We start from the raw sequence: 15,031 nt of genomic DNA on the forward strand, positions 1-15,031 counted from the left end.
CCATGCCGCAGGACGAGGAGACCGCCGATGGACCGCGAGCACGGACCCGACCGCCTCGGCCGGGTCCCCGAGTTCGACTTCGCGGCGTCGATGCGGTCCTTCCGCAAGGACATGGACGCGCTCAACGAGCAGGCGCGCGCCGTCCGGCACCTCATCGCCGCCGCCGGGGTCCGGGTCGAGTCCGAGGGGCGCGAGGTGGCTGTCACGGTGACGTACGACGGCAGGCTGGTCGGCGTCGAGTTCCTGCCCGCCGCGGCGGACATGGAGCCCGCGGACCAGGCGGCCGCGGTCCTCGACACCTACGAGCGCGCGGTCGTCACCGCCCGGCGCCGGGCCCGGGAGGTCACCGCGCACCTGGTCGACCCGCGCCAGAGCCTCGACGCGGTCCTGCGCGCCGCCGGATACGAGGGCGAGAGCGGGGCCGGGTGAGGCGTCAGATCCAGCGGCGCCACTTGAAGACGACGAACAGCACCACCGAGACGCCGAACATGAGCGCCAGCGCGAACGGGTAGCCGAACACCCAGTGCAGCTCGGGCATGTGGTCGAAGTTCATGCCGTACACGGTGCCGACCAGGGTGGGCGCGAACAGGATCGCGGCCCAGGAGGAGATCTTCTTGATCTCGTCGTTCTGGTTCAGGCTGGTCTCGGTGAGGCGGCGCATCTCCTCGTTCTGGCGCTGGCCGACGACGGCGGCGTTGACGGTGAGCATGTTGTTGAGCAGCAGCTTGAACGCGTCGATGCGCTCGGAGACGCGTTTGGCGTGGTCCTCGGCGTCGCGCAGGAGGCGCTGGAGTTCGAGGTCGACCCGGTACTTCTCGAAGCCGGAGCGGAGGGCGTCGAACATGTCGAGGAGCGGGTCGACGGCGCGCTCGAACTCGATGACCTCGCGGCCGAGCTCGTAGATGCGGCGGGAGACGGCGACGTCGCCGGAGAACATCTGCGCCTCGATCTCGTCGAGGTCGTCGGCGACGCCGCGCAGGACGGGGTCGTAGTCGTCGATGACCTGGTCGAGGATGGCGTAGAGGACGGCTTCGGGGCCGAGGGCGAGCAGGCCGGGGGCCTCCTCCATGCGGCGGCGGACGCGGCGGAGGTCGGGGGTCTCGGAGTGGCGGACGGTGACGACGAAGTCGGGTCCGATGAAGACGTGGAGCTCGCCGATGTCGACGACCTCGGTCGGGTCGACGTAGCGGGCGGGGCGCAGGACCACGAAGAGCGTGTCGCCGTAGCGTTCGAGCTTGGGCCGCTGGTGGGCTTCGAGGGCGTCCTCGACGGCGAGGCCGTGGAGGAGGAACTCGGCGGCGATCTCCTCGATGGCGGCCTCGTCGGGCCGGTAGAGGCCGATCCAGCCCATGCCCCTGCGGTCGCGCACGAGTTCGTAGGTCTGCTCCAGGGAGCCGGGTTCGATCCGGTCGCCCTCGCAGTAGACGGCGTTGTCGACCAGGGGGCTGCGGGGCTCGGGCTCGGGTGCGGCGGCTTGCTCGTCCGGGGGCTCCGGGGCGGGCTTGCCGCGGCCGGGGCGCAGGGCCTTGACGGCGCTGGCGACCGGGTCGATCGGGGACTTGCGCGAGGGGTGGTCCTCGGGGTCGTCGGGTCGGGGTCGGCTGAAGACGCCCATGCCTTGTCCTCCCTCGTCGGCCGCCGGGGGCCGTCCGAGGGCAGCATGGCACGTCCGGGGCGGGGCGCGGCGCCCGGCCGGGCCCGCGGCGGCCTCTTCGCGATGTGTTCGCCGACCGTTCACGCTGCGGCCCCGCCGCACCGCCTTCGGCATCAGAGAATCGAGCTCGGCGACCGCGCGTGAGGTGCTCTCGTGCGCGGGCACGACGGTCGGACCGCCACTCCGATCCGGTCCGCCCCTGCCCCGTGCCGAGCCCCGAGAGGACTCCATGCTGATCCTGGCAATCGCCCTAGCCGCCGTCGGCGCCTGCTGTATGGCCGGCGCCGCGTTCCTCCAGCACGGCGCCGTCCACCGGTCGACGACCGGTCCGGTGCTGCGGCTGTCCGCGCTGCGGACGATCCTGCGCGCCCCCGACTGGTACGTCGGGAACGGCCTGGCCGTCCTCGGCTCCGGCCTGCACATCGTCGCCCTGACGCTCGCGCCGATCACGGTGGTGCAGCCGATCGGGATGCTGGCCCTCGCGATCACGGTGGTGCTCACCGGGACCGCGCTGACCCGCGGCGTGGTCGCGGCGCTGGTGCTGAGCGTCGCCGGCGTGGTGGGGCTGACCGTCGTGTCCGCGACGGGGACGAGCGCGGTCGTGACGGCGCCGGACGTCGCGGCGGCGCAGTGGGCGCTGCCGCCGGCGGCGGCGCTCGCGGTCGCGGCCCGGTTCACGAAGGGCCGCACCAGGGGCCTGCTGCTGGCGACTGCCGCGGCGGTGCTGTTCGGCTTCACGTCGTCGCTGGTGCGCGCGGCGGCGGTGGCGCCGATCGCCGCGGAGCTGGTGGTCGTGGTGGTCGCCGAGGCGGCGGCCGCGGCGCTCGCGGGGGCGTGGCTGCTGCACCAGGCGTACGCGGCCGGCTCGGCCGCGACGGCGGTGGGCGCGGCGACGATCGTCGACCCGCTCGTCGCGGTGCTCATCGGGGGCTTCGCGTTCGGCGAGACCGCGTCGGGGACGCTCGCGGCGATGGCGCTGCCCGCGCTCGTCGCGGTGGCCGGGCTGGTGGTGCTCGCGCGGGTGCTGCCGCCGCGGCCGGAGCCGGCGCCCGCGCGGCCGCGGCGCGGGGAGGGCCCGCTGCGGATCGCGCTCACGGCCGACACGTACTGGCCGGACGTGAACGGGGCGGCGAACTTCGCGCACCGCCTCGCCTCGGGGCTGGCCGCGCGCGGGCACGAGGTGCACGTCGTCTGCCCGTCCACCACCGCGGCGTCGGTCACGGAGACCGTGGACGGGGTGACGGTGCACCGGATCGCGGCGATGCTGACGCCGTTCCACCCGACGTTCCGGTTCTGCCCGCCCTGGCGCGCCGCCAAGGCGGTGCCCGCGCTGCTCACCGCGATCGACCCCGACCTGGTGCACACGCAGGCGCACTTCATCGTCGGCCGCGCCGCGGTCCGCGCCGCCACGGCCGCGGGTGTCCCGGTGGTGGCGACGAACCACTTCATGCCCGAGAACCTGTTCGGGTTCGGGCCGTGGCCGCGCTGGTCCCACCGCGCGATCGCGCGCCTCGCCTGGCGGGACCTGTGCCGGGTGTTCGGGCGGGCCACGGTGTGCACCACGCCGACGCCGCGCGCCGCGGAGCTGCTGGAGCGCAACGGACTCGACCGGCCGGTCATGGCGATCTCGTGCGGCATCGACCGCGCGCGCTACGCGGGCCCGCGCACGCCCGAGGGCCCGCCGACGCTGCTGTTCGTGGGGCGGCTCGAAGCGGAGAAGAACGTCGAGGACGTCCTGGAGGCGGCGGCGGTCCTGCCCGCCGAGGTCCTGGTGGAGCTGGTCGGCGACGGCAGCGCCCGGCCGCGCCTGGAGGCGCGGGCCGCGGAGCTGGGGATCGCCGACCGCGTGCGGTTCCACGGGTTCGTCTCCGACGAGGAGCTGGTGGGGGCGCTCGGGCGCTGCCACGTGTTCTGCATGCCGGGCACCGCGGAGCTCCAGAGCATCGCGACCATGGAGGCGATGGCGGCGGGCCGGCCCGTGGTGGCGGCCGACGCGATGGCCCTGCCCCACCTGGTGCGGCCGGGCCGCAACGGCTGGCTCTACCCGCCCGGCGACACGGCCGCGATGGCCGGGCACCTCGCTGCGCTCCTCGCCGACGAGGCGGTGCGGGCCGCGATGGGCCAGGCGAGCCTCGACCTCATCGCCTCCCACGACCTCGAGTCGACCCTGGTCGAGTACGAGCGGATCTACCTCGACATCACCACGGCACCGGTCCCCCACCCGGTCGCGCTCCGAGCGGGGGCCGCGCCCGCGACCGCCCTCTCCACGACCTAGCTCCCCCGCACAGGGAAGGGGCGGCCCGCTGCGGGCCGCCCCTTCCCGTGCGCGTCCGGGCCGTCACGGAGCGGGATCGCGCACTCTGGACGGACACCGTCGGTTCTGCGAGAATGACCGGATTCGGCCACCGACAGACGGGACGCACCCCCTATGCGCCGCAAGTCCATGACCACGAGTGCCCTCAACGTCCTGCTCCAGCCGACCCTGCGGAGCCGCCGCGACCCCGACCGGGTGCTCGACGCGATCGTCCAGCGCGCGGAGCAGGCCACCGGCGCCGACGCGGGCGCCGACCCGGAGTTCGTCGAGGGGATGCGGGTCCTCACCCGCAGCTTCGCCAAGAGCCCCAGGCTCAGCCCGATGGGCTGGCAGTCCATCATGGGCGACCTGCGCCTGCGGATCGAGAACCGGCTGCGGATCGGGCGGCTCGTCGCCGAGCACCCTGAGATCGCCGCGGAGCGGATCGAGAAGCCGGTCTTCATCATCGGGCTCGCCCGCACCGCGACCACGCTCGCGCACAACATCATCGCCAAGTCCACCGAGCACCGCGGCCCGGCCCTGTGGGAGTGGATGTTCACCGACATCGACCGCGGCGAGGAGGCCGCCCGGCGCCGGATCAGGCAGACCGAGCGCCTGGTCGGCACCTTCATGCGCCTCGCCCCCGCGTTCAAGGTCATCCACCCGCTCGACGCCGCCAAGCCCGACGAGTGCAACTACCTGCTCCCCCACGGCACGCAGCACCTCGCCCGCGTCCACATGCCCCGCTACTACGACTGGTTCGAGCAGCGCGACTGGACCGGCGACTACGAGTACCTGAAGCAGGCGCTCCAGGTGCTCCAGCACGGGCGCGAGCCGAAGCGGTGGATCCTCAAGTCCCCCATCCACCTCGACCATCTGCCGGAGATCCGGGAAGTCTTCCCGGACGCGACGATCGTGTGGACCCACCGCGACCCGATCACCGTCATCGGCTCGCTGTGCTCACTGGTGGAGTCCTCGCAGCTCATGCACGAGCGGGACCCCGACCTGTACGCGATCGGCTCGACCTGGCTCAAGATCCAGGCCAACGCGATCGAGCGCGCCCGCAAGGCCCGCGTCGACTGGCCGCGGGCGGCGTTCATCGACGTCCCGTACCCGTGCCTCGCCGCCGAGCCGCACCAGAAGGTGCCGATCCTGTACGAGCGCCTGGGCGCGACGTGGACGAACATGGACGCGGCGACGCTCGGCGACGTCCTCGCCCGCCCCGGGATCGGCCGCCAGCACGAGTACGAGCTCACCCGGTACGGGCTCACCCCGGAGCAGGTCGAGTACGCGTTCGGCGACTACGCGCGCCTGGTCGAGAAGATGCGGATGGAGTAGGTCAGGACAGCTCGCGCTTGAGGATCTTGCCGGTGGCGGTCATCGGCAGGGCCTCGGCGAACTCGACGATCCGCGGGTACTTGTAGACCGCCATGTGCTCGCGGCACCACTCGACCAGCGCGTCCTCGGTGACCGCGGCGCCGGGGCGGCGGATGACGAACGCCTTGACCTCCTCGCCGATCCCCTCGTGCGGCACGCCGATGACGGCGGCCAGGCTGACGTCGGGGTGGGTGAGGAGGACCTCTTCGAGTTCGCGCGGGTAGACGTTGTACCCGCCCCGGATGATCATGTCCTTCTTGCGGTCCACGATGGACAGGTAGCCGTCGGCGTCGCGCACGCCGATGTCGCCGGTGCGGAACCACCCCTGTTCGTCCAGCGCCTCGGCGGTGGCCTCGGGCCGCCCGAGGTAGCCCTTCATGATGTTGCTGCCGCGCACGCAGACCTCGCCGGGCTCGCCGGTGCCGGCGACGCCCCCGTCCTCGCGCCGCACCTGGACCTCGATGCCCCACACGGGCTGGCCGACCGTGCCGGGCCTGCGCGGGCGGTCCATGTGGTTGAACGTGGCGACCGGGCTGGTCTCGGACAGGCCGTAGCCCTCCAGGATCGGCACGTCGAAGCGCTCCTCGAACCCGTGCAGGACCTCGACGGGGAGCGAGGACCCGCCGGAGACGGCCACCCGCAGGGCCGCGGCGATCCCGGCGAGGTCGTGGTCGTCGGCGCCGGGGTGGTTGAGCAGGGCCCAGTACATGGTCGGCACGCCCGCGAAGAACGTCACCCGCTCGCTCTCCATGAGCGACAGCGCGGCGTCGGGGTCGAAGCGGGGCAGCAGGACCAGGGTCGAGCCGGTGGCGAGGCCGGCGTTCATCTGGACGGTCTGCCCGAAGGAGTGGAACAGCGGCAGCGTCACCAGGTGCACGTCGCCGGGCCGCATGTCGAAGAGCCGGTTGCAGATGACCGCGTTGAGCACCAGGTTGGCGTGCGTCAGCTCGGCGCCCTTGGGCTCGCCGGTGGTGCCGCTGGTGTAGAGCACGACGGCCGTGTCGGACTCGGAGGTCGCGCGCGAGACCGCGCCCGGCCCGGGGTCGCGGCCGAACCCGGCCAGCGTCGTCTCGCCCTCGGGCGCCGGAGCGGTCGGATCGGCGGTGATGAGCACGAACAGGTCGCAGTCGGGCGCCTGCGCGAACGCGCCGCGCCCCCGCTCCCCCATCGGCAGTTCAGGCGTGCCCTCGAAGCAGAAGTACGCCTTCGCCTGCGCGTCCCGCAGGTGGTAGGCGACCTCGCGCTCGTTGAGCAGTACGTTCAGCGGCACCACGACCGCGCCGGCCTTCAGGATCCCGTAGTAGGCGACCGGGAAGTACGGCAGGTTCGGGCACGAGAGCGCGACCCGGTCGCCCGGTCCGACGCCGTGCGCGAGGAGCCCGGCGGCCACGCGGTCGGCCGCGGCGTTCAGCTCCGCGTAGGTCGAGCGGAACGCGCCGAGCACGGTCGCGACCCGGTCGGGGTGCGCGCGGGCGGTGTCTTCGAGCAGGGCGGCCAGGTTGAGCATGCGTGCCTCCGCGGGTCACATCATCGGGACGGGGAGGCGGGCCGGGCCGCGGCCGGTGAGTACCGGACGGTGACCGTCGGTCCGCTGGAATGAGGGTATTACCGGTCGGTCGCCTAGGCCAGCCCCGCGCGCGGACCGGTCCGCGGTTCGCCGGTCCGGCCCGGTGGCGGGTCCGCCTATCATTGCGGCATGCCAGAGCGCGCGAGCGGCCCCGTCGATCTCCGGCCCCTGCGGGTCCGGGCCATGATGACGCAGGAGGAGCTGGCCCTGAAGGCGGGCGTGGGCACGCGCACCATCCGCGACATCGAGGCGGGCCGGGTGCGGCCGCAGCCGCGCACGCTGCGCCTCATCGTCGAGGCCCTGGGCCTGGACGAGGCGGACCTGGCCGCCCTCGCCGGGCGGGCGCGGCCGCAGGCGCACGGCCCGGTGACGCTCCCCTCGGGCACCGCCGCGTTCACCGGCCGGGCCGAGAGCCTGGCCGCGCTCGACGCCGCGGCCGACGACCCCGCGAGCCCGCTGGTCGTCCTCTCCGGCGTCGGCGGCGCGGGCAAGACCATGCTCGCGCTGCACTGGGGCCACCGCTCCGGCGACCGGTTCCCCGGCGGGCGGATCTACGTGGACCTGCGCGGCTTCGGGCCCGAGGGCGCAGTCGTGGCGCCGGCCGAGGCCGTCCGCCAGCTCCTCGTCTCCCTCGGGGTGGAGCCCGCGCGCGTCCCCGCCGACCCCGACGCCCGGATCGCGCTGTACCGCAGCCTCATGCGCGGCGAGCGCCGCCTGCTCGTCCTCGACAACGCGCGCGACGCCGCCCAGGTCCGGCCGCTGCTCCCGGACTCGGCGCAGGCGCACACGCTCGTCATCAGCCGCCGCACGCTCGTCGGGCTCGCCGCCTCGCACGGCGCCAGGGTGGTCGAGATCGGGGCGTTCGACCGGGCCGAGGCCGACGCGCTCCTCGAACGCCAGCTCGGCGCCGCCCGCCTCGCGGCCGAACCCGAAGCGGCCGAACGGATCACGACCCTGTGCGCGGGCCTGCCGCTCGCGCTCGCCATCGTGGGCGCGCGGGCCGCCACGCGCCCGGGGCTGGCGCTGCGCGAGGTCGCCGACGAACTGGAGCGCTCGCGCCTCGACACGCTCGCGGTCGAGGACGACACGGTCGACGTCCGCGCGGTGTTCTCCTGGTCCTACCGGGCCCTCGACCCAGACGCGGCCCGTCTCTTCCGGCTCCTCGCCCTCAACCCCGGCCCCGACTTCGGCCCCGAGGCGGCGGCCCGCCTCCACGGCGGCCCGGACGCCGAACGCGCGCTCCGGACCCTGACCGAGGCGCACCTGGTGGAGACGCACCCGGTCGCGGACGACGACCGGGGCCGCCACCGCCTCCACGACCTCATCCGCCTCTACGCCGCCGAACTGCTCGCCACCGAGCCCGGCCGCGCAGGCGCCCTCGACCGCCTCCTCGACTGGTACCTCCAGGCCGCCGACGCCTGCCGCGCGGCCCTGTACCCGGCCATGGTCGGCGTCCCGGTCCCCGCCCCGCTCGGCGAGCGCCCCGTGCTGACGGACGAGGAGGCCGCCGCCTGGCTGAAGGCCGAGTGGGACAACCTCATCGCCGCCGCCGAGCACACCGCCGCGCACGGGCCGCACCAGTTCGCGTGGCTGCTGGCCGACGTGCTGCGGGGGTACGTGTGGCTCCACATGATCGGCCACGACGGCGTGCGCCTGGGCCGCGCCGCCCTCGACGCGGCCGAGGCGGACGGCGACCCGCTCGGCCTCGCGGCGGCGGCGAACGCGCTGGGCTGCGCCCTCATGCGCGCCAACCGGCTCGACGAGGCCGTGGTGCGGCTGCGCGACACCGCCGCCTTCGCGCGGCGCGCGGACTGGCTCGCGGGCGCGGCCTCGGCCGAGGGCAACCTGGCGGTGGCCTGCTACTACCTCGGCAGGATGCGGGAGGGGCTGGAGCACGCCTACGCCGCGCTGCACGCGTTCCGCGAGATCGGCGAACCCCGGGCCGAGGGCACGAACCTGCACTGGCTGGGCCTCTTCCACTCGCTGATGGGCGAGCTCGACACCGGGATCGACTACCTCGAACAGGCGCTGAAGCTGGCCGCGGAGGCGCGGCGCCACGCCGTGAGCGTCGCCCTGCTGACGCACCTGGCCGAGATCCTGGTCTTCCGGGGCAGGCTCGAACTCGCCGACGCCCGCCTGCGGGAGGCGGACGCGCTGATGCGCGACAGCGTCACCATCGACCGGACCGGCGACCGGCTCGAGGTCCAGGCGCGGCTCCTGCTCGCCGCCGGGCGCCCGGCCGAGGCCCGCGAACTCGCCGCCCGGGCCGTCGAGGCCCAGTCGGACGCCATCGAGCACCGCAACAAGGCCGCCGCCACGGTGATGCTCGCGGCGGCCCGCGACGCGGCGGGCCACCACGCCGAGGCGGTCGCCCTGTACGACGAGGTGCTGGCGATGACCGAGCACGAGGCCACGGTGTTCCACCGGGTCGAGGCCATGGTCGAGCGGTCCGGGGCCGTGCTCCGCACCGGCGACCCGGCCCGCGCCGAGGCCGCCGCGCGGGAGGCGCTGCGGACCGCCCGGGACGGCGACTACCGGTTCCTGGAGGGCCGGGCGCTCAACGTGCTCGCCGCGGTCGGCCTGGAGACGGGCCGGCCCGAGGAGGCCGCGGAGCTGGCGCGGCAGGCGCTGGAGCTCCACCGCGCGACCGGGCACCGGTCGGGCGAGACCGAATCGCTCCGGATCCTGGACGCCTTGGGGCCCAATGCGTTACAGGCGGCTCACCAGTCGTGGACCGTGCCGTCGGCGAGACGGTTGAACGGCAGGTACGCCTGCACGTACGGGTACTTCCCGGCCTCGTCCACGTCGAGCTCGACACCGAGGCCCGGCGCGTCGCCGGGGTGGAGGAACCCGTCCGTCCACGTGAAGGACTGCCGGAAGACCTCGTCGGTCTTCGCCCCGTGCTTCATGTACTCCTGGATGCCGAAGTTGTGAATGGACAGTCCCAGGTGCATCGCGGCGGCCATGCCCACGGGCGAGATGTCGGTGGGGCCGTGCATGCCCGACTTGATCTGGTACTGCGCCGCGTAGTCGAGGACCCTCCTCAGGTGCGAGATCCCGCCGGTGTGCGTGACGGCGCTGCGCACGTAGTCGATCAGCTGCTCGCGGATGATCTGCTGGTAGTCCCACACGGTATTGAAGATCTCGCCGATCGCGAGCGGGGTCGTGGTGTGCTGCCGGACCAGGCGCAGCGCCTCCTGGTTCTCTGCGGGCGTGACGTCTTCGAGCCAGAACAGGTCGTAGGGTTCGAGCGACTTCCCGAGCTGCGCGGCCTGGATCGGGGTGAGCCGGTGGTGCGCGTCGTGCAGCAGCGGGAGTTCGGGGCCGAACTCGTTCCTGACGGCCTCGAACACCCCGGGCACGTGGCGGAGGTAGGAGCGCGTGTCCCAGTCCTCCTCGGCCGGACGCGCGCCGCGCTGGGCCGGCTCGTGGTCGTAGCGGACCCCGTCCATGGCCTCGTAGGTGGCGTTCGAGGCGATCCCGTAGATCGACTTCAGCCCCGGGACCCCGGTCTGGATGCGGATGGCCCGGTACCCCTGCTCCTGGTGGGAGCGGACGGAGTCGAAGAGTTCGGGGAGGTCCTTGCCGGAGGCGTGCCCGTACGCGAGGAGGCCGTTGCGCGAGGCGCCGCCGAGGAGCTGGTAGACCGGCATCCCCGCGGCCTTGCCCTTGATGTCCCACAGCGCCATGTCGACCGCGGCGATGGCCGCCATCGTGACCGGGCCGCGCCGCCAGTACGCCGAGCGGTACAGGAACTGCCACGTGTCCTCGATCCGGTGCGCGTCGCGCCCCAGCAGGAGCGGCACCACGTGCTCGGTCAGGTACGACACGACCGCCAGCTCGCGGCCGTTCAGGGTCGCGTCGCCGATCCCGGTGAGGCCGTCGTCGGTGGTGAGCTTGAGGGTGACGAAGTTCCGGTCGGGGCTGGTGACGACGACTTCGGCCTTGTCGATGATCATCGAGTCTCCTCATGGGGTGCGAGTCGGGGGGAATTCAAACATGCGGCCGAACGGGTGTCAACCGTTTGCCCGCCGACCGTGCGGCCCTCCCCCGCCCCTCGGCCAAGGGCCCTTCGTCCTTCCCCGCGCGGGGGCCCGGAGGCATACTGGTCGCGTGACCGTCGAACGGTTCCCCTCGCCCCCGGTCGACGGGCAGAGCCACGTCGAGCGCCTGCCCGTGCCGGCGCTGCGCGGCCTCGTGTCCTCGGTGTGGGTGCAGCAGGTCGGCCGCGGCGCCGCGCCGTACGCGCACCGCCGCATCCCGAACGGCTCGATGGAGCTGACCTGCACGATCGGGTCGGCGCCGCGGGTGGCCGGCCCCCTCGCCGCACCGCGGGTCGAAGTGCTCGCACCGGGCACCGTGGTGGTCGGGATGCGGTTCCGGCCGGGCGCGTTCTCCTCGCTGGTGCGGATGCCCGCCTCGGAACTGACGGGTCTCGCCCTGGACACCGAGGAGCTGTGGGGCCGTTCGGCTTCGGCGCTGGGCGAGGCGGTCGGCGGGGCGCCGTCGCCGGAAGCCGCGCTCGCCGCGATGCAGCGCGACGTCCTCGACCGCGCGGGCGCGGCCCCGCCGCCCGACGCGCTGGTGTCGGCGATGGTGCGCGACCTGGGCGTCTGGGGCGCGACGGGAGTGGCCCCGCTGCGCTCGACCCTCCACCTGTCGGAGTCGCAGCTGCGGCGCCGCTGCCATGCGGCCGTGGGGCTCGCACCGAAGACGCTGCACCGGATGCTGCGGTTCCAGGGGTTCCTCGCGCTGGTGCAGCAGGCGATCGCGCAGGGCCGGGCGCCGGACGGCGACGGGCTCGCGCTGCTGGCGCTGCGCGTCGGCTACGCGGACCAGTCGCACCTGACGCGCGAGTGCGTGCGGCTCACGGGCCTGCCGCCGCGCGCCTTCCTGGTCGAGACCGAGCGCACGTGCGCGTGCGGCCACGAGCACGCGGCCTCGTTCACCTCCGCGCTCCGCGGCGAGGCCCGCGGACCGGCGTGACCCGGTGGTGAGAATCGACCACCAGTCGGTGATTACAGCCCATTGCAGCGCCGTGCGGCGGCCATAGGCTCGCCGTATGACAACCACACCGCTACTGTCATCGGTCGAGATGGCGAGGTTCGTCGCGAACGGGTTCCACCGCATGGACGCCGTCGTCCCCGACGAGTTGAACGCGAAGGCGATCGGCGTCTTCGACGCCGGCGTGCCGCCGGTCCCGTACGGGACGCCGGTCGACGAGGCGTTCCCGGAGGGCTCGTTCGTACGCGACCTCATCGCGATCCCGGCCGTGGCCGGCGCGATCCGCAGCCTCGTCGGACCCGACCCCACCGTGGACCACCACGCCGTCCACATCAGGGAGCCGCACGAGGGCGGCGCGCAGCCGCTCCACGGCGACGCCATCATCGACACCCGCACCGACGCCTTCGACGTCCAGCTCATGTACTACCCGCAGGAGGTCACCGGCACGATGGGCGGCACGCTGTCCGTCCCCGGCAGCCACCTGCGCCGCACCAACGAGTCCGACACCGGCCGCTACCAGAACCTGCGCGGCCAGACCCGCCTGACGTGCCCGGCCGGCACGGTGGTGCTGCTGCACCACGGGATCTGGCACGGCGGGCGGCGCAACGACTCCGACATCCGCCGCTACATGTTCAAGATCCGCTTCAACCCGACCGCGCCGCAGGTGCGGACCTGGGACGTGTCCGACCTGGACGACCCGCGGGTGTCCGAGGAGCTGTCGCGGTTCTTCCCGTGGTGCGAGCACGCCACGGGGCGGCTGGAGATCTACAACCGGATCAAGGTGTGGCGGGCGCTGACGAACAACACCGCCTTCGACATCGACTACTGGGCGACCCGCGTCGCCAACCGCCCCGGGAGGGTCTGATGAAGCAGCAAGTCCTCGTCCTGTACCTGGACACGTCGGCCCTCGACTCCGAGGTGCGCGCCTGGGCGTTCTACGACGGCACCGGGAAGACGAACCCGACCACCGGCGACAGCGACCTGCCGCCGTACGACTCCGGCACCGAGGCGCTGCGCGACGGCTGGCGGCTGTTCCAGGCGTCGCAGCTCATCCCGCCCTACCCGGGGCACGAGTACGAGACCTCGTTCATGAAGCACGAGTTCTTCTTCGAGAAGCTGGAGTGACCGGCGCGGCCTGGTCGTCGCGGCGCAGCCGCCGGTCGACCAGGCCGACGCCCGCGACGGTGAGGACGGTGATCGCGGCCAGGCCGATGCGGTCGACCGCGTTGTCCGCCATGATGACCATGCCGCCGAGGCTGTGCGCGACCAGCGCCCCGGCGATGAGCGCCAGCGCGTCCCGGTCGGTCCACGCGGCCGACCGGGACATCCGCGTCAGGGCGCGGTAACCCCAGACGATCCCGGCGAGGGCCAGCGCGAGCGGGACGAGGACCCACCTGCCGTGCGTGAACGCGGGCTGGGTCGCTCCGAACACCGGGAACGTGAGGAAGAAGAAGACGAGCGTGGCGGCGCCCGCGCCGAGCGCCAGCGCGGCGCGGCCCGGCACCGCGGCGTCCGTCCGGAGCGGACTGGGCGGCGGAACGACCGCGAGGGCGATGACGGCGAGTACCAGTACGACCGCGAGGCAGCCGATCACGAAGCCGATGGGGGCCTGGTAGCCGGGGTCCTCCGAGGGCGGCACGGAGACGCGCAGGACGAGGACGCCGAGGGCCGTGACGATCCCGGCGGTCCAGAGCCCGAGGCGGCCGACGTAGGGGCGGTCCCGGTGCGAGGGGAACAGCATGCGGGTCAGCGCGATCGGGACGACCACGGTGAAGACCGCGTGGTAGGCGGTGTTGGCGAACCAGTACGGCAGGTTGAAGCCGAGGACGCGGGCGCCCCAGTCGGCGGCGCCGTACAGGCGCGGGCTGGTGAGGGCCTGGAGGCCGAGGCCGTCTTCGAGGAGTTCGTAGCAGGCGGCGAGCACGAGGATGCTCGGCCAGCCGCGGCCGCGCCGGACGGCGAGTTCGCGGATGAGGAGGACGCCGGCGCCGTAGACCGGCACCCACAGGAGGACGAGCCAGGCCATCCTGACGGGGGTGGAGCCGAGGGCGAGTTCGGCGATGAGCGGGGTGAGGACCACGAGGGTCCAGGCGGCGCCCCGGCGGTAGCGGGGCGCCTGTGGCGAATCGGCGGCGCTCATGCGCGGCGCGGGTCGGCGCCCGCTTCCTTGACGAGGCGGTCGCCGGCCTCGATCTCCTTCCAGAGGCCGCGCGGGACGCGGACCTTGCACGCGGTGCCGTCGTCGAACCGCACGGTGACCTGCCGGTAGAGGTTGGCGCCGTCGTACGCCGCGCGCGACTTCTTCTCGACGACGCCGGTCCACTCGTCGCTTGCCGCCATCGCTCCCCCTCGTGTTCGCCGGAATCGTCCGGATCCGTTCTGAAGCTTATCACTGATAAGCATGAGCGTATCGTAGGTTATCATCGATAAGCATGGCAAGGCGAGGGCCGCTCCGGCGGCGATCCGCAGGAAGAGGGGGCTGACCGGTGCCGCATCCGCGACGACTGGAGCGCGCGGCGATCGTGGCCGCGACCATCGACGTCCTCGACGAGCGGGGCCTCGACGGCCTCTCGCTCCACGCGATCGCCGCGCACCTCGGGGTGCGCCAGCCCGCGCTGTACCACCACTTCCCGAGCAAGGGCGCGCTGCTGGACGCCGCCGCGGCCGAGGTCCTCGACCGCCACCACACCGCGCGCCTGCCGGAGCCGGACGAGCCGTGGCGGGAGTTCCTCGCCCGCAACGCGCGGAGCCTGCGCCGGGCGCTCCTGGCCGTGCGCGACGGCGCCCGCCTCATCGCCGCCACCGGCCCGCGCGCCCCCGAGCCCGCCGCCGCGCTCGCGCGGATCGAGTCGATGGAGCGGCAGGGCTTCACCGCCGCGGGCGCGGTCCTGGCCTCGATCGCCTTGAGCCGGTACGTAATCGGCTGCGTCCTGGAGGAGCAGTCGGCGCCGTCGTCCGCAGTGGTGAGCGGAAGCGAGGCCATGAGGGAGGGCGAGATCCCTTCGGCGTTCGCGCGGCTCGCGTCCGCCGCGGCCGAGGTCGCGGCGCTCGGCGCGGACGGCGAGTTCGACGCCGGGCTCCAGGCCCTCATCAGGGGCCTGGAGCCCGCTTGAGACAGGCGCTGGGGGCCGGGCGC

12 protein-coding genes and 1 pseudogene are annotated in these 15,031 nt (G+C 73.7%); 8 read left to right on the forward strand and 5 right to left on the reverse strand.

Going from position 1 to position 15,031, the window contains the following annotated elements; all coding sequences use genetic code 11:
• The first annotated feature begins 27 nt into the window (after nt 1-27).
• Entirely contained in the window at nt 28-429 is a 402-nt protein-coding gene (locus BLS99_RS08830; protein ID WP_091047048.1) for a YbaB/EbfC family nucleoid-associated protein, read from the forward strand.
• Nucleotides 430-433: 4 nt separating this feature from the next.
• Here the strand turns inward: BLS99_RS08830 and BLS99_RS08835 are convergent, their stop codons facing one another.
• Nucleotides 434-1,615: a magnesium and cobalt transport protein CorA gene (locus tag BLS99_RS08835; RefSeq protein WP_091047051.1), complete on the reverse strand. Its 1,182-nt coding sequence runs from the start codon at nt 1,613-1,615 to the stop codon at nt 434-436.
• Between the two features lie 268 nt (nt 1,616-1,883).
• On the opposite strand from BLS99_RS08835, the gene BLS99_RS08840 reads away from it, so the two are divergent.
• On the forward strand, nt 1,884-3,929 hold the full coding sequence (locus BLS99_RS08840; RefSeq protein WP_091047054.1) for a glycosyltransferase: 2,046 nt from the start codon (nt 1,884-1,886) through the stop codon (nt 3,927-3,929).
• 168 nt (nt 3,930-4,097) lie between these two features.
• Nucleotides 4,098-5,285, forward strand: coding sequence for a sulfotransferase family protein (locus BLS99_RS08845; protein WP_176953262.1), 1,188 nt, complete (start codon nt 4,098-4,100; stop codon nt 5,283-5,285).
• 1 nt (nt 5,286) lies between these two features.
• On the opposite strand, the gene BLS99_RS08850 is transcribed toward BLS99_RS08845, so the two are convergent.
• Nucleotides 5,287-6,831 (reverse strand): long-chain-fatty-acid--CoA ligase, encoded by a 1,545-nt coding sequence (locus tag BLS99_RS08850; protein WP_091047062.1) that lies wholly within the window; start codon nt 6,829-6,831, stop codon nt 5,287-5,289.
• Between the two features lie 189 nt (nt 6,832-7,020).
• Between BLS99_RS08850 and BLS99_RS08855 the strand changes: the two are divergent.
• Nucleotides 7,021-9,414, forward strand: a pseudogene (locus BLS99_RS08855) (ATP-binding protein); the annotation flags it as partial.
• Nucleotides 9,415-9,611: 197 nt separating this feature from the next.
• Here BLS99_RS08855 and manD read toward each other — a convergent pair.
• Nucleotides 9,612-10,850 (reverse strand): D-mannonate dehydratase ManD, encoded by a 1,239-nt coding sequence (manD, locus tag BLS99_RS26890; protein ID WP_091047070.1) that lies wholly within the window; start codon nt 10,848-10,850, stop codon nt 9,612-9,614.
• A gap of 154 nt (nt 10,851-11,004) precedes the next feature.
• Between manD and BLS99_RS08865 the strand changes: the two genes are divergently transcribed.
• From BLS99_RS08865 to BLS99_RS08875, 3 genes are all read left to right on the forward strand, one after another.
• Nucleotides 11,005-11,877: a helix-turn-helix domain-containing protein gene (locus tag BLS99_RS08865; protein WP_245712189.1), complete on the forward strand. Its 873-nt coding sequence runs from the start codon at nt 11,005-11,007 to the stop codon at nt 11,875-11,877.
• A gap of 76 nt (nt 11,878-11,953) precedes the next feature.
• Nucleotides 11,954-12,760: a phytanoyl-CoA dioxygenase family protein gene (locus BLS99_RS08870; protein WP_091047077.1), complete on the forward strand. Its 807-nt coding sequence runs from the start codon at nt 11,954-11,956 to the stop codon at nt 12,758-12,760.
• Entirely contained in the window at nt 12,760-13,020 is a 261-nt protein-coding gene (locus BLS99_RS08875) for a hypothetical protein (RefSeq protein ID WP_091047080.1), read from the forward strand. Before BLS99_RS08870 ends, BLS99_RS08875 begins: the two co-directional genes overlap by 1 nt.
• Here BLS99_RS08875 and BLS99_RS08880 read toward each other — a convergent pair.
• Both BLS99_RS08880 and BLS99_RS08885 read right to left on the reverse strand, forming a co-directional pair.
• Entirely contained in the window at nt 12,983-14,035 is a 1,053-nt protein-coding gene (locus tag BLS99_RS08880) for a hypothetical protein (RefSeq protein ID WP_091047084.1), read from the reverse strand. The genes BLS99_RS08875 and BLS99_RS08880 overlap by 38 nt on opposite strands.
• The gene (locus tag BLS99_RS08885) at nt 14,032-14,235 is read right to left on the reverse strand and encodes a DUF7489 domain-containing protein (protein WP_091047089.1); all 204 of its coding nucleotides are present in this window, start codon (nt 14,233-14,235) and stop codon (nt 14,032-14,034) included. Before BLS99_RS08885 ends, BLS99_RS08880 begins: the two co-directional genes overlap by 4 nt.
• A 146-nt stretch (nt 14,236-14,381) precedes the next feature.
• Between BLS99_RS08885 and BLS99_RS08890 the strand changes: the two genes are divergently transcribed.
• Entirely contained in the window at nt 14,382-15,008 is a 627-nt protein-coding gene (locus tag BLS99_RS08890) for a TetR/AcrR family transcriptional regulator C-terminal domain-containing protein (protein WP_091047093.1), read from the forward strand.
• Nucleotides 15,009-15,031 lie beyond the last annotated feature (23 nt).

This window comes from Glycomyces sambucus, from assembly GCF_900102815.1.
Classification (GTDB): domain Bacteria; phylum Actinomycetota; class Actinomycetes; order Mycobacteriales; family Micromonosporaceae; genus Glycomyces; species Glycomyces sambucus.